The 17,888-nt window shown below is 49.4% G+C and carries 23 protein-coding genes and 1 pseudogene; 4 read left to right on the top strand and 20 right to left on the bottom strand.

Features of this window, described 5'->3' with window-relative positions:
* The 7 genes from HV334_RS07720 to HV334_RS07690 form a co-directional block, all read right to left on the bottom strand.
* A complete protein-coding gene (locus HV334_RS07720; protein ID WP_071698630.1) occupies positions 1-1,209 on the bottom strand; it encodes a phage major capsid protein in 1,209 nt (402 codons plus the stop codon).
* 13 nt (positions 1,210-1,222) lie between these two features.
* Positions 1,223-1,876, bottom strand: coding sequence for an HK97 family phage prohead protease (locus HV334_RS07715; RefSeq protein ID WP_008323324.1), 654 nt, complete (start codon positions 1,874-1,876; stop codon positions 1,223-1,225).
* A complete protein-coding gene (locus HV334_RS07710) occupies positions 1,863-3,092 on the bottom strand; it encodes a phage portal protein (protein ID WP_129256093.1) in 1,230 nt (409 codons plus the stop codon). The genes HV334_RS07715 and HV334_RS07710 overlap by 14 nt, the downstream gene beginning before the upstream one ends.
* A complete protein-coding gene (locus HV334_RS07705; RefSeq protein ID WP_008323320.1) occupies positions 3,092-3,277 on the bottom strand; it encodes a hypothetical protein in 186 nt (61 codons plus the stop codon). Before HV334_RS07705 ends, HV334_RS07710 begins: the two co-directional genes overlap by 1 nt.
* 10 nt (positions 3,278-3,287) lie before the next feature.
* Positions 3,288-5,045 carry a terminase TerL endonuclease subunit gene (locus HV334_RS07700; protein WP_181221375.1) on the bottom strand — a complete coding sequence of 586 codons (1,758 nt, stop codon included), beginning with the start codon at positions 5,043-5,045 and terminating at the stop codon, positions 3,288-3,290.
* Complete coding sequence (locus HV334_RS07695) at positions 5,045-5,518, bottom strand: phage terminase small subunit P27 family (protein WP_131445344.1); 474 nt, start codon at positions 5,516-5,518, stop codon at positions 5,045-5,047. The genes HV334_RS07700 and HV334_RS07695 overlap by 1 nt, the downstream gene beginning before the upstream one ends.
* Positions 5,519-5,674: 156 nt before the next feature.
* Positions 5,675-6,025, bottom strand: a complete 351-nt coding sequence (locus HV334_RS07690) for an HNH endonuclease signature motif containing protein (RefSeq protein WP_088731904.1) — start codon at positions 6,023-6,025, stop codon at positions 5,675-5,677.
* 139 nt (positions 6,026-6,164) lie between these two features.
* Between HV334_RS07690 and HV334_RS07685 the strand changes: the two genes are divergently transcribed.
* The gene (locus tag HV334_RS07685; protein WP_088731902.1) at positions 6,165-6,704 is read left to right on the top strand and encodes a YfbU family protein; all 540 of its coding nucleotides are present in this window, start codon (positions 6,165-6,167) and stop codon (positions 6,702-6,704) included.
* A 41-nt stretch (positions 6,705-6,745) separates the two neighbouring features.
* Here HV334_RS07685 and HV334_RS07680 read toward each other — a convergent pair.
* The 13 genes and pseudogenes from HV334_RS07680 to HV334_RS07620 all read right to left on the bottom strand — a co-directional run bounded on the left by HV334_RS07680 (position 6,746) and on the right by HV334_RS07620 (position 15,168).
* Positions 6,746-6,976 (bottom strand): annotated as a pseudogene (locus HV334_RS07680) (hypothetical protein).
* Positions 6,973-7,503: a DUF2514 domain-containing protein gene (locus tag HV334_RS07675; protein ID WP_088731894.1), complete on the bottom strand. Its 531-nt coding sequence runs from the start codon at positions 7,501-7,503 to the stop codon at positions 6,973-6,975. The pseudogene HV334_RS07680 and the gene HV334_RS07675 overlap by 4 nt, the downstream one beginning before the upstream one ends.
* A 2-nt stretch (positions 7,504-7,505) precedes the next feature.
* Complete coding sequence (locus HV334_RS07670) at positions 7,506-7,925, bottom strand: structural protein (RefSeq protein WP_060854482.1); 420 nt, start codon at positions 7,923-7,925, stop codon at positions 7,506-7,508.
* The gene (locus HV334_RS07665; RefSeq protein ID WP_088732446.1) at positions 7,912-8,241 is read right to left on the bottom strand and encodes a phage holin, lambda family; all 330 of its coding nucleotides are present in this window, start codon (positions 8,239-8,241) and stop codon (positions 7,912-7,914) included. Before HV334_RS07665 ends, HV334_RS07670 begins: the two co-directional genes overlap by 14 nt.
* Positions 8,242-8,691: 450 nt before the next feature.
* On the bottom strand, positions 8,692-9,189 hold the full coding sequence (locus HV334_RS07660) for a hypothetical protein (protein WP_000423994.1): 498 nt from the start codon (positions 9,187-9,189) through the stop codon (positions 8,692-8,694).
* A 191-nt stretch (positions 9,190-9,380) separates the two neighbouring features.
* Positions 9,381-9,791, bottom strand: coding sequence for an antiterminator Q family protein (locus tag HV334_RS07655; protein WP_088731892.1), 411 nt, complete (start codon positions 9,789-9,791; stop codon positions 9,381-9,383).
* Positions 9,781-10,425, bottom strand: coding sequence for an MT-A70 family methyltransferase (locus HV334_RS07650; RefSeq protein ID WP_088731888.1), 645 nt, complete (start codon positions 10,423-10,425; stop codon positions 9,781-9,783). The genes HV334_RS07655 and HV334_RS07650 overlap by 11 nt, the downstream gene beginning before the upstream one ends.
* A 154-nt stretch (positions 10,426-10,579) precedes the next feature.
* Positions 10,580-11,224, bottom strand: a complete 645-nt coding sequence (locus HV334_RS07645) for a recombination protein NinG (protein WP_103284067.1) — start codon at positions 11,222-11,224, stop codon at positions 10,580-10,582.
* Complete coding sequence (locus HV334_RS07640) at positions 11,194-12,165, bottom strand: toprim domain-containing protein (RefSeq protein WP_103284068.1); 972 nt, start codon at positions 12,163-12,165, stop codon at positions 11,194-11,196. The genes HV334_RS07645 and HV334_RS07640 overlap by 31 nt, the downstream gene beginning before the upstream one ends.
* The gene (locus HV334_RS07635; protein WP_115490033.1) at positions 12,162-13,691 is read right to left on the bottom strand and encodes a DEAD/DEAH box helicase; all 1,530 of its coding nucleotides are present in this window, start codon (positions 13,689-13,691) and stop codon (positions 12,162-12,164) included. The genes HV334_RS07640 and HV334_RS07635 overlap by 4 nt, the downstream gene beginning before the upstream one ends.
* Positions 13,684-13,959, bottom strand: a complete 276-nt coding sequence (locus tag HV334_RS07630) for an NUMOD4 domain-containing protein (protein ID WP_181221374.1) — start codon at positions 13,957-13,959, stop codon at positions 13,684-13,686. The genes HV334_RS07635 and HV334_RS07630 overlap by 8 nt, the downstream gene beginning before the upstream one ends.
* 479 nt (positions 13,960-14,438) lie before the next feature.
* Entirely contained in the window at positions 14,439-14,942 is a 504-nt protein-coding gene (locus HV334_RS07625; protein ID WP_181221373.1) for a YmfL family putative regulatory protein, read from the bottom strand.
* A 25-nt stretch (positions 14,943-14,967) separates the two neighbouring features.
* Positions 14,968-15,168 carry a Cro/CI family transcriptional regulator gene (locus tag HV334_RS07620; protein ID WP_085048962.1) on the bottom strand — a complete coding sequence of 67 codons (201 nt, stop codon included), beginning with the start codon at positions 15,166-15,168 and terminating at the stop codon, positions 14,968-14,970.
* Positions 15,169-15,259: 91 nt separating this feature from the next.
* Here HV334_RS07620 and HV334_RS07615 point away from each other — a divergent pair, with 91 nt between their 5' ends.
* The 3 genes from HV334_RS07615 (at position 15,260) to HV334_RS25275 (ending at position 17,576) form a co-directional block, all read left to right on the top strand.
* On the top strand, positions 15,260-15,919 hold the full coding sequence (locus HV334_RS07615) for a S24 family peptidase (RefSeq protein WP_181221372.1): 660 nt from the start codon (positions 15,260-15,262) through the stop codon (positions 15,917-15,919).
* A gap of 221 nt (positions 15,920-16,140) precedes the next feature.
* Positions 16,141-16,401, top strand: a complete 261-nt coding sequence (locus HV334_RS07610; RefSeq protein ID WP_181221371.1) for a hypothetical protein — start codon at positions 16,141-16,143, stop codon at positions 16,399-16,401.
* 500 nt (positions 16,402-16,901) lie between these two features.
* Positions 16,902-17,576, top strand: a complete 675-nt coding sequence (locus HV334_RS25275; protein WP_249415061.1) for a hypothetical protein — start codon at positions 16,902-16,904, stop codon at positions 17,574-17,576.
* Positions 17,577-17,888 lie beyond the last annotated feature (312 nt).

Here is a 17,888-nt window from a genome sequence, read left to right as displayed (position 1 = left end):
TTAAGCGCCAGTGCCGATCTGCAGCAGTTTAATGGCCTGAGAATCCACCAGCATTCCCCCGGTTCGTTTGGTGGTGTAGAAACCAACGAATGGTTTTTTGGTGTAGGGGTCACGAAGAATGCGGGTGCCGATGCGGTCAACAATGGTGTAACCACGCTTGAAATTGCCAAATGCAATTGCTTTAGCATCAGCCGCGATATCCGGCATCTGTTCGTTCTCTGCCACACCGTACCCGGCCAGAGAGGAGGGCTGACCCAGTTCCAGACCAGGACGCCACAGGTAGTTGCCTTCTGAATCTTTCAGGATTCGGATAGCAAACAGACTGTTGTTGTTCATCATGAACTTAGCGCCATTACGATGCACTTTACGCAGCGTGTAGACCAGTTTGATGATCGCATCAGCCGTTACGCCTGCCGCAGCGCCAGAGAGAATGTGCTGGAGAGTACCAAATGCACGAGTCTTGTCCGGATCAAGCGTGGAAGCGTATGCCAGAAAACCTTTCGGCTTCTTCGTCCCGTTACCGCTGGTAAAGGCGATTTCTTCCTGCTCTGCAAACTCAATTGCCAGTTCGCTGTTGATCCAGTCTTCGACATTGAAAAAGGCATCATCCAGCATGGTTTGAGTCGCCTGCGGGTTACCGTAAATTTCCCCCATGAACGGCTCAATCTGACCGAGTTTAGACGCATCGGTTTCCGGGCGGGCATCAGTTTCACCAATCCAGCCGGAAGCCGTACCGCCGAGATTAACCAGTTTTTTATAGTTAGCGCCGCCGACTGTGATGGTTGTCGCCTCCTGGCGCATCACCACTTCATCTTTCAGAAGATTAAGGATCGTTCGATCCAGTTCTTCCGGCACGGCATAGCCACCATCTTCATCCACACCGACCTGCAGAGCTTTGCGTTCAAGTTCGCGCAGCCCGTCATCTTTACCCTTACGCATAAAGCCAATGAAAGCGGTTTTATGTTCGCTTGCGGCTTTGCTCTGAGGACCACCGGCTGGACGTTTAACCTGCTTCAGTTCCTCTTCCAGCGCAGATTTAAGCTCATCCAGTTCAGACAACTTGCCGTTTAAGGTTTCAACCTCCCCCGCTAACTTGCCCTTTTCCTGTTCAACTGCTTCCAGGCGCTTATCGTTCTTTTCTTTGAACGCATCAAACTTCGCCTGCAGTTCCTGCGCGACCTGCTCTACGTCTTTAACGTCAACTGACATAATTAACTCCTGATTAAAATTTGATGTTTTTCAGTGCATCCAGTGCGGTACTCACTTCATCAACATCACGCAGTGAAAGTGAGCTATAACCCCCGGCCATGAATGCTTTAGCCTGGGTGCGTGAGAGCCCAACATCGCGCAGGACTCGTTCAATACTTTTTTGAGAAGGGATTTCTCCGCGGGAAAATGCGCTTTTGACATCACTTACACGCGCTTCATCGTTCGACGGAAACGTGACGAGACTGACTTCCCACAGGTCAATCTCTTTAAGAAGGAACACGCCCTTAACACGGTCGTACTCCCAGTCTTTCAGCATGTAACCAATAGAAAGGCCGGTTAAAGAACCGGCCTTCATGTGGGCGTGTGCGCGTTTCGAAAGGGGGTCGTCATCAATGAGTAACCGGCCTTTAACATAAAGGCCAACCTCATCCTCTTTCATCTCAGTGTAAATACCGATGGGTTCATCCATACGGTGCTGCCAGAGTAATGCAGGGAGAGCATTCTTTTCTTTCCATGCCTGAAGGGAGGCCGAAAAGGCGCCTGGCACAACAACATCATCGAAGCTGTCCTTTACGCCAAAAACAGAGCCATAGCCTTCAAACTCCCCGCTGTCGCTGACAGACTTTAGCTGTAGCGGAATATCCAGCCGCTGTTTAGTCATCGGCATTATGTTGTTCCTCGGTTGTTTTGTTCTTGCTGCTGTCTGACGGCTTCGTCGTCATGTTCATTGGCGTAAGGTAAATATCCCCTCCTGCGCGTGGGTTAAGTTCTTCAAGCTCCCGGCAGTCATTTGGTGAGTAAATCCCCCAGTTAATGCCTGTTGAATACGCCTCAAATCGCGACTTCATATCCCCGCGCAGCAATGCGCCGGCATTGAATTTTGCGTAGTACACACCCTGCTTTGATTCCTTCACCAGCCCGATGTTGATTCGCTGCTCAATGCGGGTCATGTACGGAACGAGTGAATAATTGATAAACCCCATGCCGAGGTTTTCAATATTGTTAAACGTCGAGCGGTCAGTGTTCTGCACCATGTGCATCGGCACCCGGAACAGGCGGCATATTTCCTCCAGCTGGAATTTCCTGGTCTCAAGGAACTGACTGTCTTCCGCATTGAGCGCCATCGACTTCCAGTCCAGTCCCATTTCGAGAATCATTGGTCGGTGCGCGTTGCTCAGCCCGAGGTGACGATCCTCAAAATCCTTTTTCAGCCTTGCGTAAGCAGCGTCAGTGAGCGTTTGCTCAGTGCGGAGTACGCCGGAGGTAACCGCGCCATTTGAGAACAACCGCGCCCCATGTTCCTCTGTTGCCATTCCCAGAGATATTGCTTCTCTTGCATAGGCTATAGGGTTCAGCCCCACCAGCCCGTCAAAGGTAAGCGTTCTGACATGCCAGATATCATCCTGCCCAAGCACGTCTGTTGAGCCATCGGGGAATGTTACCTGGTAAACCGGTTGCCACTGGCTGTTAAGCTTTGGTTCAACACACCCAGGGTCAATGGGAAGAAGCTCCACCACCTCGCCAAGCGCTTTAACTTTGTAGGCGTAAAAATTACCGCGAAGACAAAGACAGACAATGACCAGTTCCCAGAACTCCTGGGGGGTCATGTAATCATTTGGCTTCATCGTCAGTAATTTATGCAGCCTTTCGGAAGTCGCTTTTTGTTTACTGTTTCCGGTTATCTTGTACAGGTTACAGGGCAGCATGCCCATCGACTCAGCAAGAACACGGATGCAACCGAAAACCGCTGTAAGCCGCATGGCTTTCTGGCTGCTTACCCTTTTCCCTGTATAGGTGTCGTAAGTCATTCCCACTGCTTCAGCGAGTTCTGCCGCAGTAGTGACAGGGGCATCACTTTTTTTGAACATTCCGGGGAAAAACATCAGTCAGTCCCTCCTCGCAATGTTTTCCCGGCCAGCGAAAGCGTGCGGGAAACCAGCCATGACCAGATAAGGCAAAGCATACCGGCACTGATTAAACCTCCTGGCGGATAAATCATCCATACACCAAACGAAAGCAAAATAGCGCCCATCACCCCGATCAGCGGGGCGAGAATCATCAGGATCATAACTGCCTCTTTATAATGAACGGACGCCGTAACTTTCCAGATGGTCAGAGAGGCTGTCCTGTTGTTCGCCGCCGTTTACAAGCATGCGGCTCATTGCGGTAAACAAGGCGGCAGGCCCGTCTATTTTCGCTTCTGGCGTGGATTTGTTCGGAAAGATATTGTCGTTTTTGTCAGGTTTGACGGTGACATTAGACATCATCCAGTTCATTACAGGATGATTGCTGTGATGAAAACGCCCGCCGTAAACCAGCGATTCAACCTCTTTCATTGACTCAGAAAAGTTTCTGACCGTCTGCGGAACCTCCACCAGCGGCACGCCCTCTTCTGCCAGAGCCAGGCTAAACTGCGTTGCGCTCCACGGGTCGAATCCGGTTTCCTTCAGGTTTTCGCCACTAATCCATTCCAGAAAATCAGCTTTAATCTGCGCATGATCGATAACATCACCATCGGTCAGTTCCAGCTTCCCAAGCTCCGCCCATTTGCGATACATCTGCGCCATTTGAGCGGAACATTTTTCCAGCCGCCCTTCGGGTAACCAGAATTTAAAGTCTGCATGCGCGTGACCGTTGTCTGCCCGCCAGAGTTTTACTGCTGCGCAAATATCAATCTTGTGGGCCAGATCCACGCCAGCCCACATCGGGTAGGTTTTCAGCTCATGACGGGGGGCTATAAACTCACATTTTTCCCACTTGATCATGTCCATCCAGGCTGACTCAGCGGTCACCCAGATATTCATGTGTTTGGTGAAAAAGTTAACCCTGGCGGAAACTTGTTCTTTGGCCTTCTTAGCCAGACGGCGAAGGTCATCCCAGCGCTTACAGATTCCGAGTCCGGGGTTAGCCTTTTGCCACACCGTTTCATCAAACGGATCATCATCTTTATCCAGGGTGAAGATGATGGCGAAAAAGGTGTCATCCTTCACCGCGCCTTCCACTTCGCTGTTATAGCCACGCAGCACCTTAATGGCATAATCGCGCAGCTCGTAACAAATCCCTTCTTTGTTAAACCCGGCTGTCGTTATGCCAAACAGAAGAGACTGCAATCGTGCGCCGGTTGCAGTCTCCAGAACGTCCCAGACATCACGGGTTTTATGCGCATGAAGTTCGTCGACGATGCCACAATGGATGTTGAGACCATCAAGATTGTTGGCATCAGAAGATAGCGGTTCAAACTTGGATGCTGTCTGCTCCTGGTAGATCGCCAGTTTGTTGAATTCAAACAGTCGCCCAAGTGTGGGTTTCGCTTTTTTAACCATGTTTTTCGCATCTTCAAAAACGATGCGAGCCTGATCCCGCGTTGTCGCTGCGGAATAAACCTCTGCCCCGCCCTCACCATCGGCGCCAGCCATATAGAGACCAACGCCAGAGGATAATGTCGATTTGGCGTTTTTACGGGCTACCTCGTTATATGCCGTGCGAAACCTGCGGACCATCACAGGACGGCCACTGCCATCATTACGCAGCACGACTTCGCCTGTTTCTTCATTTACCAGTGGGATAACAAAACCGAAAATGTTGATCAGAATGAAAATATGCCAGTCCATCAGCTCAATCGGCTGGCCTGCCAGTGCTCCTTTTACATGAGGCACGAATTTATAGAAATTGAGGATGTGCTGTGCGCGGGGCTCGCTGAAATAGATACCACGTTCCTCACCGTATTTCAGATCATCAAGAAAACGCTGGCAGGCGAGGCGGACAAATTCACAAGTGATAACTTCACCGGCAACGACGCGTTCGGCGTAACGTATCCCATCGGCAACTTTAGCCATTAGTCCCTCGCTTTCATAAATTCAGTAATAAGATCAACTTCGCCCGGAGTTTTTGTACTTACCTTAGATCGACTGGCAGGCGTCATTCCGAACTCACCAAGCATGGCTCGCAGCCTCTTCCAGGCGTCGGCTTTCATAATTGCTGCCGGGTGTGCCTTTATCATGACGTCACCAGTCTGCGTTTCAGTTCGGTACGTATATCCCTCAATCTCCAGCGTGTCGCAGTGATGTCTGTATTCGGTATACGCTTCCACAAGCAGCTCAAGGGCTCGCCCATCAAGCTGAGATATGACGCCAATGGCATCAAGTTCTTCGGCCATCCGCTTAAACCAGTACTTCCCCTGCTTGTCGAAATGCTTGGGAACTGGGGGGACCCCTTTAGGTGGCTGCGGCTCGTTTTTGTTGATTGGTCGTTTGGAAGGGTTACCCCTCACCAAACGCAGATGGGTAGGGGTTTTCGGCGGTCCTGACATAATCGAAAACTCCTATTAATCATCGGCTGGGGGACCCCAAAAAAAGTTTTCTAACCTGCGGCGATGTGAAGAAAGGCTAGGCGGCGGTCCTTTGGTCGCCCGGCTACAGGGATTTGACCTCCCCCTCCCCTCCACGTCTTTTGATGATAATCACTATCATTTGAATCGTTCGTGCCCTGTTTTCGAGCGGTGGCAGGGCCAGCACAGACTTTCGAGGTTCGAATCGTCATCGGTACCCCCATGTGCCTTAGCCTTGATATGGTCAACGGTTGTGGCCGCAACAGCGCGACCAGTACGCAGGCAGTTCTGACACAGATGATTGTCACGCTTCAGAATGCGAGCGCGCTTGATGTCCCACTTGCTACCGTAACCACGTTCATGCCGACTCTTACCCTGTTGATGCTGTTGCCAGCCTTCATTGCGGTGCCGCTCACAGTAACCAGAGCGCTCCGTAGTCGTGCCAGGACAACCTCTCTTGCGACAGGCGCGAGGAATTAGTGCTGGCATGCAACGCCCTTACACAAATCAAAAGTGACCTGCATCTGAAATCTCCATAGAATTGTTTTGCTACAGATGTGAGCCAGATCAATAGACTTCATGACCTAACAGGTGTAGATATTACTCTTTTACTTCAGAGGGTTAGCTCATGGATATTAAGGATAAAATAAATACCATTCTGTTATGCGACATTGCCATTCACTTGGGTATCGATACTGATATTGATCCACATCTTGTTAAATATGCTGTGTCATCCGGTAATGATTGGGTTCTCAAGGCAGAATATTCATCATTAGATGTTGACGAACCAAGTAAAGAAGACCGTGATTTTGTTACTGCCGTCTTGAATATGTACCGCGGACTTTCCAATGCTTTCAGGAAACTTAGTGATGGCGAGCAAAAAGAATTAATCCGTGACCATCATCTAAAAGTGCATGATGGGGCAATTCAGCTCCCAGGTTTCGACGGTAATAATGAATGCGATTACTTCAGCATCATTGAGGCATATCAGAAATTTGATCGCTTCCCCGAACAGCAACAGCCCATCGCCAATACTCATTCACATACAGAACATCTCTATAACGCAATGCTTGATGAATTTAAGAAAATTGACGCTGTGAATCGGAGCTGGAATTTAACGAAGGAAGAGCTGGCATCCATTCTTTCTACTGCTCCGCGCAGCTTCTAAGTGCTTCAGGCGGGGTTTTCCCCGCCCTATTACGACTCACATTAAGAGAAGGAAATTCCCAAATTAACCAGCACAACTTTCTTTTCATCGATACGGCGGTCAAGTTCAGCCACTGCATGCGGACGTATGGCCTCAAGAAAGACATTATCCTGATAGGTAGACTGGATTGTCACACCAAGTCCAGCACCACTTTCCAGTATGCTTTTCTGACGCTGTAGTTATTTTATATCGTTATTGAGGTAATACGCTTCACTTAGGTTTTCTGCGTTCATCGTGTAACCCTGCTGTTATTGGACTCTCTCACCGACTCGTAAATGCGCTCACAAGTCATCCCGGCGGCATAGCGTTCGTCAGCGATTCCAGCATAACGTTTAGCTTCTGCTGCAATATCTCCGAGCATGTCGGCGAGCATTCTGGCGTCGGCGTTGGTTGTTTTGCTTCGGACGGTAGCGGCAAGATCTGCGGTGTGCTTTGCGGCGTCCAGGCTGGTAGCGAGTTTTTTGGCTTGTTGCTGCAGCTTGCTAACAGTGGCAGACAGACCAGCAGCAGTGTCAGCAGATTTAGCAGCTTTCGCTTGTGCATCCTTTACGGCCTCATCACGGGCAATTATGCGCCCTTGCTCAATCATGCGGGCGGCGGTCTGCGCGTTCGCTGTTCGCGATGATTCCGCGCTATTACGGTCAGCCCACTTCTTTTCCCAGCCCCGATCACTCCAGACATTTCCGGTGATAAACGCGCCTACCACCAGCAATATTAGAGCCAGTGGTTTCCAGTATTGTTCCACCAGCGCGATATTCATGATTACCCCGCCAGTTCGACTGCGCGAACAAACGTATCGAATCCGTAAGGCTGGCTACCGTTCTCGTGCTTAATGATTGCCTGTAGCAATTTCATCATGAAACGGCTGTCGCTGGTATCGATGCGCTGGTCGGGGGTAACGCCCGCCGCCTGAGCCACGCTGTTGATATACGCCTGTGTATTGTTCTCGTTTGGCGGGGCCCAGCGTTTGATAATGCCGCTTACAGTGTTCAGACCATGCTTGCGCTGGTAGTTGCGCAGGATGATGATCATCGCCCGGATACCATACTCAGGCGTGGTGAACTGGCAAAATGCTTTATCGGTGCGCTGTGTTTTGGGTGCCAGGCCCTGCCATTCGTCACCCCAGCGGATATTGCCGGGATTATTGTTGCGGATACCGCGGGAAACATTACTGGTTGTCATCGGTCACCCCTGCCCTTTTTTTGAGTGCGCTGATAGCGATTTCGCGCAGTTTGTCTACGCCGACGAATCCAATCACACCACCGACGAACGGTGATATCGATACAGGAAGGCCAACCACATCAAGCGCGCTGGTGATGCATAAAGAAAGGGCGCCACAAAGGACGCCCTCAAGCCATTTATTTTTTCGTGTTGCACCGTCATATATCAGACGACCATAGGCAATGAGTCCGGCCATTGACGCCCCCAGAATCTGGGGCCACGCATTTTTGAGTCCGGTCAAAGCCGCAGCCCAGAATTCAGGGTTCTTGTCATTCATTTTCATAGCCTCACCTCGCATAGTTAGCGGGTGCTGTGTGTGATGAAAGGGTCAGGCTTCACGGGCTGGATTTATCAACAAAGCACGTAGCGGATGATTCCCGTGAGCCTGAATACGAAAAAGGCCACGCAAATGCGCAGCCTATAACCAGAAATCAATATTGTCTTTACATCAATTTTTCTTAAGGTTAAATTCTTCTGACAAGTTGATGAAAGACAACTTGAATATTAGCTATTTGTTCTCTGTTATGCCCGCAACCCAATGCGGGCTTTTTTTCGCCCTGCTAAAAGTTCCACCGTTGTGAGCCTTTTTGCTATGCAATAATGGATGCGTGGTGCCGGGTGTCTCCCGGTGATCCTTTGGCTGACAACCCATGCCTCACGAACATTTCACAACGGGATATAGAAAAGGCCATGCATTTGCATAGCCCTGAAAGATGTTTATGCTTTATTAATTCGCTGGAATATCTGGCATGGCGCGATCCATAGAAGAGCTAATTAACGCCTTAATAGCGTTGCATACCTGATAAAAGCCACCCAGCTGAGATGAGACAGAAAAACGGGAGACGTCGTCTCCTGAGCCTACTTCAGCATAAAATGATGAGTTCTCATACCAGAGTGAGATGCTTACGCCCTGCCTGTAGCCACCTGTTAGCGGAGAATCATCAAGAGTGGTTGCAATCACGAAATTCAAGTGGTAACGGCTGTCCATATTGAGTTGGGGGATTAATACAGGAAAGAACTTCCCCTCCTCCTCCCAAATACCAATGTCCACATAAGGCCATCTTGTTCCGTCAGAACCAGTCCACTCACGAGATGTAAGATCAAGAGAACCTGAATACTCTCGTAGTAGTTCGCTCGCCTTCTCCTGAAGTTTATCCTGTAACTTCCATTGCGCCTCGACCAGTTTAGTGCGTTTTTCTTTCAGATCCTTAAATGTTAATTCCATGCCACTCTCCAGACAACTTTTGAAAGGAATCTGCATAGTAACTCACCCTGAAAGCACATGGTTATATTTCACTTACACTGAGTGCGAAAAGCAAAAACCCCGCCGATTGGCGAGGTTCTGAAATATTTAAGTTCGCGTCTAAGTGACCACTCTTAACAGCTTATTCATATTTTTACGTACGTAAACTATTTTTATGCAGCCGCAACAATTTTTCCTTCAGGAATAAATGACACCTCGACATCCATTTCAAGTTTCACTTCAAGCATCATCAGCATTCCTTCAATTATTCCTTCTCCCTTTTGTAGTTTTTTTCCTATATGACCATCAGAGCAATTATGCTTTTTTGCCAGCGACATGAATGTCATTCCGAACAGGTAATAGTCCACCAGCAAATCATGAAGCTCACTATTGCCTTTGTTCAGTCGGGCCATACAGCCACAGATAACCATCGCGTCATCATCACAGCACTGAACGCGGGATTTGGTCTTTGCTGGTATGAGTCCTTTAAAGCCAGCCGCAATATGAGCCCATGTAACGTCTTCACTGTTGTTTGCTGCCCAAGCGCCCCAGCGCTCCATTACCATTTGGATATTACGCTGCATGGTTCACCTCTTTTATCTGGCCCGTAATCATTTCAATGCTGTTGTTGCATTCGTTTCCCCAGCGGTCCCATCCGTTCCACTCTTCCCGAGCGAATATTTCGATTCTTTTCACATCACCATATAATTGTTCAAGTCGGTTCCTTACTTCCCACGGCTTTGCGCTATGTTCGCCAAGGCAGGTATGCACGACCTGTTTTACTGACGCGCTAGCGCGTTGCAAGCCCGTTCCTCTGGTAGCAATCAGCACATCCTCGGTGTTGCTACGGGTATGATTGCCACCGTTCATGCGGGTTTCACGGTCCAGCATTTCAAGCAGATCGTTAAAGTCCACCAGCTCTCCAGCGCTCAATGCCTTATTGAAGCGATCAGCAGCGTTCTGGTTCAGCTTCACCCACGTAAAGCCTTTCATCGTTCTGACACGGAATCCCCATGATTCAGCCAGTTCTACAGCCTCACGGTTATGGGTCCCGGTGTACCACATCGCCAGAACAGCGTTTTCAGCAGCCACTTTCCATATTGGAAGACGCTTGAGTTCTTCCATGCTCATAGTGCTGTAATGATTACAGGCCGCACCGTTACTGATTCTGTTGCCGTATTCCCACGGTGGATCACAGTAGATAAGGTCATAACTCATTTTGACCTCCAGAAAATTTCGAAAGGCCATATAACTCCTAAGATGATAGAAGTCAGAATTAGATGTCCTGAGGAAGACATTGTTTTCAGCCTGGTGTGCGTATACTCAGCGGTCATACCAGCCATAAACGCATAGATGATCAGTAGCACTGTAATCATGCTGCCCTCTGTTTTTTCAGTTCGCGGGTTTTACGGCGGTAGGTAGCCGCAATATCTTCAAGTTCTTCTCTGGTGTAATGCTTCGCCTTGTGCGGACCTTCCAGCCATTCCACCAGCTCAAGGCCAAACCATTCGATTAGCGTTGCTCTGTAGCGCTCGTGTACTGTTTTGTTTTTAGCGGTAAAGCGACCAGCGCCACCGTTACAGGCTTTGCACTGGCGATAGGCGTTCTTCTCTTCAAAACGCAGTTCAGGACGTGATCCAACGCTGAGGAAGTGACCACAATCCCACTGACCGCCGAAAATCATTGGGGGATGATATGTGCCGCAGGACGGGCAATGCTTGCCTTCATCACGTTCGCGGATAAAAGCGTTAAACGCCGTCTGCGCCTTACTGACAAAGTACCCACGAGGCTGGAGTGCCTTCTTACGAATCTTCAGGCTGACCTTTCTCTCTGCTTCTGCCTTCCTGGCTTTCAGCGCACGGTTGTAGTCAATCGCACAGCGAGGGCCGCACACTTTCTGCAGATTACGATCTGGGGTGAATGTCTTTCCGCACTGAGCGCATACCTTGGGCTTGTACACCTTTAGCTTTTGTCTGGCTGGCTTCTTCACTGCTTCATCCCCCTGTGGAATACCCATTCGAATACTTCGGAGCCGTTTTGCAGCAGATCGTTAAAGTCACCCTGTGCAGGCCAGCGGACTGATACAGTCTCCAGATCGTTTTTGGCGTGGAGGTTGGCAGCAGCACATTCAAATGCGGCAGCATGCCCGGCAGCGTTTGCGTCAGCATCAGCAAAAATAATCAGGTTCTTTACCCCGGCAGGAACGCGGAACTTCTTCATGAAAGCAGTGTTCATCGTTGCCCAGGTATGACATTTGGTTATTTGATGGCAGGCCAGCGCGGTTTCGATACCCTCAGCAATACCCAGCGTGGAGGATACGGGGAACATGCGGATAGCAACGGATTTAGCAAACTCCAGATAACTATCCTCCTGTAGCTTCATCATCTTCTTGGCTGCGCCTCCTGTTTGCGCTTTCTTGTCCCCGTCAAGCAGAGTGCGGTGCAGGTAGCAAAGCTCGCCTTTGTCATCCGTCGCCAGCGCGTAAATAGCCTGGAGGCTTTTACCGCCTACCGGCTGTTTGTCGCAGAATCTGACGCTTTCGGCTGGAAGGGTGTTAAGCCCTCTCCCCTTCAGGTAACTGTCTGCACTGGTCCCACGCAGCGGGATGAGCTTTGCAAATTTACGGCTTACCTTCTCACGCTGCTGCGCCAGCGATGTGCGTACCGGGTTTACATTGGTGCGATCTGAGGTGTATTCATTGCCGATCAGCCTGTCTATCTCAGATGCAAGAACCTTAAATTCTTTCCCTGTTTTTGCTGTCAGCAGCGCCCAGCCATCACCTGAACCACACACGCAGATGTATGAACCGGTACCGTTTTTATTGTCACAACGGAATTTTCCCTTACGACCACACAGAGGACATTCCCCTTTAAGGTGGTTTTTCCCGGTAATTCCAGGAAGACCGTAGTGTTTGTATATCTCAGCCCAGCGACCAATTGCGGCTTGTTTGGTATTCATGCGGCTTCCCCTTGTTTCTCTTTCCGTTTCGCGAAGGCGATTAGTTTTGATTTGATGAAATTCGTCACTTCAGGTGTGATTTGCTGCGGGGTGTGATGTAACCCTCTCGGCCATACACCGAATTTTTGGCGATAGGTATGCGCACACCATCCGTCACTGACAGGGCGTCCCTGTGCTGCGCGGGTGCGCTGATAGAAAAGAATCTGAGACCACCAGGATTGTTTCTGCTCTGGGGTGTATTTAACTTCCGCTTTGCTGACCTTGGTCAGTCCACGGGATTTGTCTGTTTCAACGTCTTCCCCGGCCAGCGGTTTAAACCCACATTTCGGGCAGATATAAATTCCGGCAGGTTTCACGTAATGGCACTGGCTGCACTCTTTCGGCAGTTTCTCCGGCTCGTCTGTCTTGGTAACACGCTGCGGGGCTTCTTCCATGCCGTCAGACGACGAAGGGAGGTAGTCATATTCAATGTCATCGGGATAACCCAGCTTGTTGACTGTGCCGCTGTGGTCGAAGATGAGACAGTGATCTTTGCCAGGGGCCGCGCGTAATCCACGCCCAAGCGTCTGAATCCAGCGAATTTCACTTTTGGTCGGTCGGGCAAAGATGATGCAACGAACATCACTGTCGAACCCGGCCACCAGTACACCAACGTTGATGATGATTTTGGTAATACCCTGCTCGAAGCGACGAATAGTCAACTGACGTTCTTCATGTGGTGTGCTTGCCGTCATGACTTCAACGGTCACCCCGGCGCGGGAAAACTCCATCGTGACGAAGTTCGCATGGGCCACATCAACGCAGAAACAGATTGTTGGGCGATCCTGCCCGTTCTCCAGCCAGTTTTTCACGATGTCGCCAACCAGTTTGGCTTCACTCATGACCTTACTGAGCTGGCCTTCCTTGTAGTCGCTGCCATAACCAGCAACGTAAGACGTTTCCACCTCAGAGAGATCGGGATGTGACGGCGCGTAAAACTCGTATTTGCTCAGTGCGCCAATCGCGATCAGTTCCTTCATCGTTGTTGGCTTAATCAGGCGCTGATAGTAATTGCCAAGGAACTTGGCGAAAGGCGTACCGGAAAGGCCGACCACCTTCGTTTTTGTGTTGCGGGTCAGGTTGTCGATAACCTCCAGCAACTTTTTGCGCTTCAGGTGGGCTTCGTCAACGATCAGCAGGTCGATGTTGTCCGGGAATTCACGGCGAATGAGTGTATCGGCGCTGGCAATCTGAATAAGCGCTGTCGGGTTATATGACGGGTGATCACGCCAGACATAACTGATCTCTTCGCCAGGAAGACCATATTCCATGAATCGGGTGGCAGTCTGGTCAAGCAGTACCGTATACGGGGCCACAAACATTACGCGCATTTCGCGGCTGACAAAGCCATCAGTGATCAGCGCGGCAATAGCTGTTTTGCCGAAACCAACCGGGGCATAGAGCATGAACGAATTATTCTGCTTCCATGCGCCGCGCAGCATGTTGAGTGCGACGATCTGTTTCTCGCGAGGCTGGATGTTAAGCATTGGCTGATACCTCCCCGAAAGATTTAGCAACCAGATCGGCAATGACAAATTTCTCGCGCTGACGCCGAACGGACAACGTAACTGTTTTTGTGCCGTCTTTACGCATGCGGCCTTTGAGAAAACCTCCGTGAATGTGACGAATAAAATATTCAGAGTTAGCCAGGCGTGGAATGCTGCGAACACGGCCAAGATTGCTGACTTCATAAGCTTTTGAATAAAGCTCAACTGGAACAGGGGCCCATTTTTCGTTAGCGTCTGAATAAATCATTTTATCTCCTTTTGGATGGCTAAACGTCTGGATTCCCAATCAACGTTTTAACCCCATACAGTGATCTATCTGTTAGATCGATCTCTTCTGGTAAAGCTGTTCCAGCCCTTCGGGCTAAAACCCAACACCGCCCCCTTTCCCCCAACCCGGTTTCAAAAATTCATACCCTGGGTGGGAGCGAGGTATATCCCCTGACCGCTGGGGTATATCTCGTGCAAAACTCTCGCAATCGGCGGTTTGCCGTTCGTCGTGCTGCGTTCTGCTGCCGGAAAGACACCGGTTCTGCGTCGAACGCCTCCTGGTACGCCTGCGCATACGCCATCGCGATTTTTTCCCGCATACCTGCCGGGAGTGTTGCTAACTGCTGTTTAATCCACGGGGCGTCCTCACGAGAAAAAACCGTGGGCATGGTCACATGAAAATATTCGTTTTGGTGCATTAGCCCTCCGGCGCGATTAGCGCATTGGGCAATTACTTAATCAGTCCGCATCGTCATCCGGCTTTGGAATGCAGTAGACGCGAGAAATCAGGTTGAGAAATGTCATCAGCGTCACTCTGAACTCGTAGGCTATGTCGTTCAGGCTGGTCCACTCGTTCTTATCAACCACTCCATCGTCGATGTAGTGTCGGTACGCATTGACCAAATCCCCCAAATGCCCCACCAGCTCAGCAAGTTTTAAACCGATCTCCTGGTTCTCTGAGTCAGGCGCGGCACCGGGGATATGAATCCCGTTATCTGTCTGCCGTGAGAACGCATCAGCGACATAGCTGACACCTGCAGCCCTTTGCAGCACCATCGCCCACCCCATAGGGAAGATTTGATCACCACCAGCGCGTAAGCGGTTAAAAAGAGCGTCTTGTGATGTATCAATGATTTCAGCCGCCTCGGCGTAACCACCGGGCAATGTCGCAATGGTTTTTCTGATAGCAGCCACCAGCCATGCTGGTTGGCGTTCGACTTTCCACTCAGGTTCGTTACCCACGGTTAACCCCTTGATTCTGTGGTTACTATTGCACGCCAGCATTGGTAGACTTTTGGTAAAGATTGGCGTCGTACTTAAGCTTTCCATTTGTGAGGCGCTCAATAACAAATGCCTGTTTTTCAGGGATCACCTCACCCCAGCGGCAAACCGCCGGATGAGAAATCCCTAAAGTACTGGCGGTTTTTGACACACCGCCGAAATACTCTATGACTTCATGTTTTCGCATGGTTACTCCTGTTATCTGATGAACCGAAGGTAACAAAAGGTACCATAAATAGCAAACAAAAGTTACTTCAATCATTGGTAACATTGGTTACATGAAAACAGAAATGAAAGATCGAATCCGCTCCCGCAGAGTTCAGCTCGACATAACGCAATCAACCCTCGCCAAAAAACTTGGGGTCAGTCGTGTATCTGTAACAAAGTGGGAAAACGGCACAACCAAGCCTGATGGGGAAAATCTTCATCAACTTGCTTTGGCTCTCCAGGTAAGCCCGGAGTGGATTCTCTATGGTGAAGGAGAGGTAGCTAAAGACGATATTAAGGTGATGCCCTTTCTTAAACCGCCAGTGACTGTACCTGTTATATCTGCCGTTCAGGCAGGTGTGTGGACCGATACTTACGCCAGCTCAAGGCTTACTGATGTGATTTGCTGGACACAAACGACTGCTAACGTCTCCGATGAAGCTTTCGGGCTTGAAGTAAGAGGCGAATCAATGACTAACCCTCACGGACTACCATCAATTCCAGAAGGTTCAATTGTTATAGTTGAGCCGCATTATGGTCAACTTGATGATCTGTATGGAAAGATTGTCGTGGCTATGTTAGATGGTTCAACAGAGGCTACGGTCAAAAAGCTGGTTTGGGATAGTCCATATGCCTATCTCATGCCACTTAACCCGATTTTCAAACCAATTCAGATCGATGGGAACTGTAGAATTGTTGGCCGAGTAGTACAGATTACACAAAACCTTTAATTCCCCCTCCCCTCTCCCTCTATAGCCGAAGTTACCTTCGGCTATTTTTTTACCGCTCAATGTAACTATAGGTACATATCGCACTTGACTGCCAAGGTAACAAAAGGTACCTTTAGTTACACAGGCAAGCGAACAGGCAGGACGCCCACGAAGTAGCCGCCGGTGGCGTATGAATAACCGGATGATTCGCAGATGTGATTTTGACAATTAATGAGGTGGTTATGCAGAAGAGCAAGCCAGGACGAACGATTGAGCTTTTGGTGAATGGCGCTCCGCTGGCGTTTCTCAACACAGAGACTGCCGTAGCAGCAGACTATCTGTTGTTCCTGGATGGAGTTATCAAAGCCCTCCTGAGTGATAGGGAGAGCCTCGAACGAGAAGCAAATAAAAGTGGCCGCACTATCAATGGGCACGGGTTTAGTTTTATCGGCTCAGTGAATATCCCACAAGTCCCGGATGAACAAATCAACCCTGATCTGTGAGGCGCGACCAACGGTTTTGATTATTTGCTTTCCGGTTTCGTCGTTAATTTCCATATCCCATTTTGAGTATTTTTCTCTCGGATATGCCTCGGCGAAAACAAGCTTAATGCGCTCCTTAATGTCTTCTTCGGTAAGGCTGCAACCAGAGTTCAGTAAGCAGCGCAATATGACATCTGATCTTGTCATGTGCAATTCCTTCGATGTTGTAGGGGCTTAGAAGGATACCACCGAGCCTGATGTGGTGAAAAGACAGGCACGCTCTTTAACAATCAGCAAAGTCGGAACAGCACATGAAACCTGTTTAGACCCCTACGCATAAATGCGACGTGTCACCGGGCGCGATCCGGTCGGTGGGAGGGTTAGCCACGATATTAATCGTGCGTGAATGGGCAGCACTGGCAGGGGAAGTGTGCAAGCGCAAAATGATTTATTCCAGCCCCTTCTGTATGAGGGGGTTGGGCTGAATCCACCAGCAGTAAGTAACGATTACGGAGATGATTATGTTGAAAAAACAACCTTCTGTATGTGCCGGAGACTATTCAGAGGAAGAGATGTATGAGTGGATGCAGCAAAAATCCAAATCTATAGAGCAATTAAAATCTGCACGCGCCCATAAAGAATTCCTTCAGCGTGAATTGAACACTGTTGATAAGCTTATTTTAAATCTGACCTCTGATGCTGCCCTGGAATATTCCACACATAAACAGGCAGCAACTCATCCTGACGTAGATGAGAGAACCTCGCGTGATGTTTCGGTGCTGATTTACCTGCTGGAGAAGCCTACAGGCGATGCTGCGAAGGATGCGGAAAACGCAGCGCTGGCTGATATGTACAGAGCTGCGTTAAAAAGTGGAAAAATAGTTGGTTTTATTTCTGACAATGCACCTGGTGTTTCTGAAGCCCGCAAGGCACTTGGTCAAGCATGCGTGGAAACAATAATCACAATTAAAAAATCAGAGATTGAAAAAACAATCCCTGATAAAGAAATGATATCTGTCGATAAAGAACTATTTAAAGAGCTTCTTCAACTGATCCTCAACCTTCCTGATTTCGGAAGTAAGCTGGCTGCTATTGACATTGATAGTGGCCCCACATCGACAAGTGAAACTTTTGTTCGACTTAAGCCAAGCGATTTTCTTCTTCGTCTTAGTGCCGCACTCGGGGCATGCGGGTAACGTAATTTCCTGATTATCAAAAGCGCCCATAAACATCCCTCTTGGTTGTGTGAGAACTCCAAGAATACCACCGAGCCTGAAGTGGTGAAAAGACAGGCGTCTCATTAGCTAAACATAGTTCCCTTTGGGGTGTGGTGAATTGCAGTCCACCGAGACAAGCCGAAGATAAGCACCGGCCACCACACCACCAAAGTGAGCTAATCACTAATTTCTAATAGTTGCTGTGCCTTGGCGGTTATCTGGTCTTCAACCAACTCACAGGAGGAAGAAGATAATGTTCTGACAGATAGCCGCCCTTTTTATTCAATGTGT

This window comes from Citrobacter sp. RHBSTW-00944 (genome assembly GCF_013615435.1).
GTDB classification, from domain to species: domain Bacteria; phylum Pseudomonadota; class Gammaproteobacteria; order Enterobacterales; family Enterobacteriaceae; genus Citrobacter; species Citrobacter braakii.
Note: the sequence above shows the minus strand (reverse complement) of the source record. Positions and strands in the feature narration are given on the sequence as shown.

Excerpts from the sequence above, each read along its gene's own strand:
- HV334_RS07710 (WP_129256093.1), bottom strand. The coding sequence starts at position 3,092 with ATGTTTTTCCCCGGAATGTTCAAAAAAAGTGATGCCCCTGTCACTACT.
- HV334_RS07610 (WP_181221371.1), top strand. The coding sequence starts at position 16,141 with ATGCAGAAGAGCAAGCCAGGACGAACGATTGAGCTTTTGGTGAATGGC.
- HV334_RS07660 (WP_000423994.1), bottom strand. The coding sequence starts at position 9,189 with ATGGAATTAACATTTAAGGATCTGAAAGAAAAACGCACTAAACTGGTC.
- HV334_RS07700 (WP_181221375.1), bottom strand. The coding sequence starts at position 5,045 with ATGGCTAAAGTTGCCGATGGGATACGTTACGCCGAACGCGTCGTTGCC.
- HV334_RS07645 (WP_103284067.1), bottom strand. The coding sequence starts at position 11,224 with ATGGGTATTCCACAGGGGGATGAAGCAGTGAAGAAGCCAGCCAGACAA.
- HV334_RS07685 (WP_088731902.1), top strand. The coding sequence starts at position 6,165 with ATGGATATTAAGGATAAAATAAATACCATTCTGTTATGCGACATTGCC.
- HV334_RS07675 (WP_088731894.1), bottom strand. The coding sequence starts at position 7,503 with ATGAATATCGCGCTGGTGGAACAATACTGGAAACCACTGGCTCTAATA.
- HV334_RS07665 (WP_088732446.1), bottom strand. The coding sequence starts at position 8,241 with ATGAATGACAAGAACCCTGAATTCTGGGCTGCGGCTTTGACCGGACTC.
- HV334_RS07630 (WP_181221374.1), bottom strand. The coding sequence starts at position 13,959 with ATGATTTATTCAGACGCTAACGAAAAATGGGCCCCTGTTCCAGTTGAG.
- HV334_RS07690 (WP_088731904.1), bottom strand. The coding sequence starts at position 6,025 with ATGCCAGCACTAATTCCTCGCGCCTGTCGCAAGAGAGGTTGTCCTGGC.
- HV334_RS25275 (WP_249415061.1), top strand. The coding sequence starts at position 16,902 with ATGTTGAAAAAACAACCTTCTGTATGTGCCGGAGACTATTCAGAGGAA.
- HV334_RS07695 (WP_131445344.1), bottom strand. The coding sequence starts at position 5,518 with ATGTCAGGACCGCCGAAAACCCCTACCCATCTGCGTTTGGTGAGGGGT.
- HV334_RS07640 (WP_103284068.1), bottom strand. The coding sequence starts at position 12,165 with ATGAATACCAAACAAGCCGCAATTGGTCGCTGGGCTGAGATATACAAA.
- HV334_RS07620 (WP_085048962.1), bottom strand. The coding sequence starts at position 15,168 with ATGCGAAAACATGAAGTCATAGAGTATTTCGGCGGTGTGTCAAAAACC.
- HV334_RS07720 (WP_071698630.1), bottom strand. The coding sequence starts at position 1,209 with ATGTCAGTTGACGTTAAAGACGTAGAGCAGGTCGCGCAGGAACTGCAG.
- HV334_RS07670 (WP_060854482.1), bottom strand. The coding sequence starts at position 7,925 with ATGACAACCAGTAATGTTTCCCGCGGTATCCGCAACAATAATCCCGGC.
- HV334_RS07635 (WP_115490033.1), bottom strand. The coding sequence starts at position 13,691 with ATGCTTAACATCCAGCCTCGCGAGAAACAGATCGTCGCACTCAACATG.
- HV334_RS07715 (WP_008323324.1), bottom strand. The coding sequence starts at position 1,876 with ATGCCGATGACTAAACAGCGGCTGGATATTCCGCTACAGCTAAAGTCT.
- HV334_RS07705 (WP_008323320.1), bottom strand. The coding sequence starts at position 3,277 with ATGATCCTGATGATTCTCGCCCCGCTGATCGGGGTGATGGGCGCTATT.
- HV334_RS07615 (WP_181221372.1), top strand. The coding sequence starts at position 15,260 with ATGAAAACAGAAATGAAAGATCGAATCCGCTCCCGCAGAGTTCAGCTC.
- HV334_RS07650 (WP_088731888.1), bottom strand. The coding sequence starts at position 10,425 with ATGAGTTATGACCTTATCTACTGTGATCCACCGTGGGAATACGGCAAC.
- HV334_RS07655 (WP_088731892.1), bottom strand. The coding sequence starts at position 9,791 with ATGCAGCGTAATATCCAAATGGTAATGGAGCGCTGGGGCGCTTGGGCA.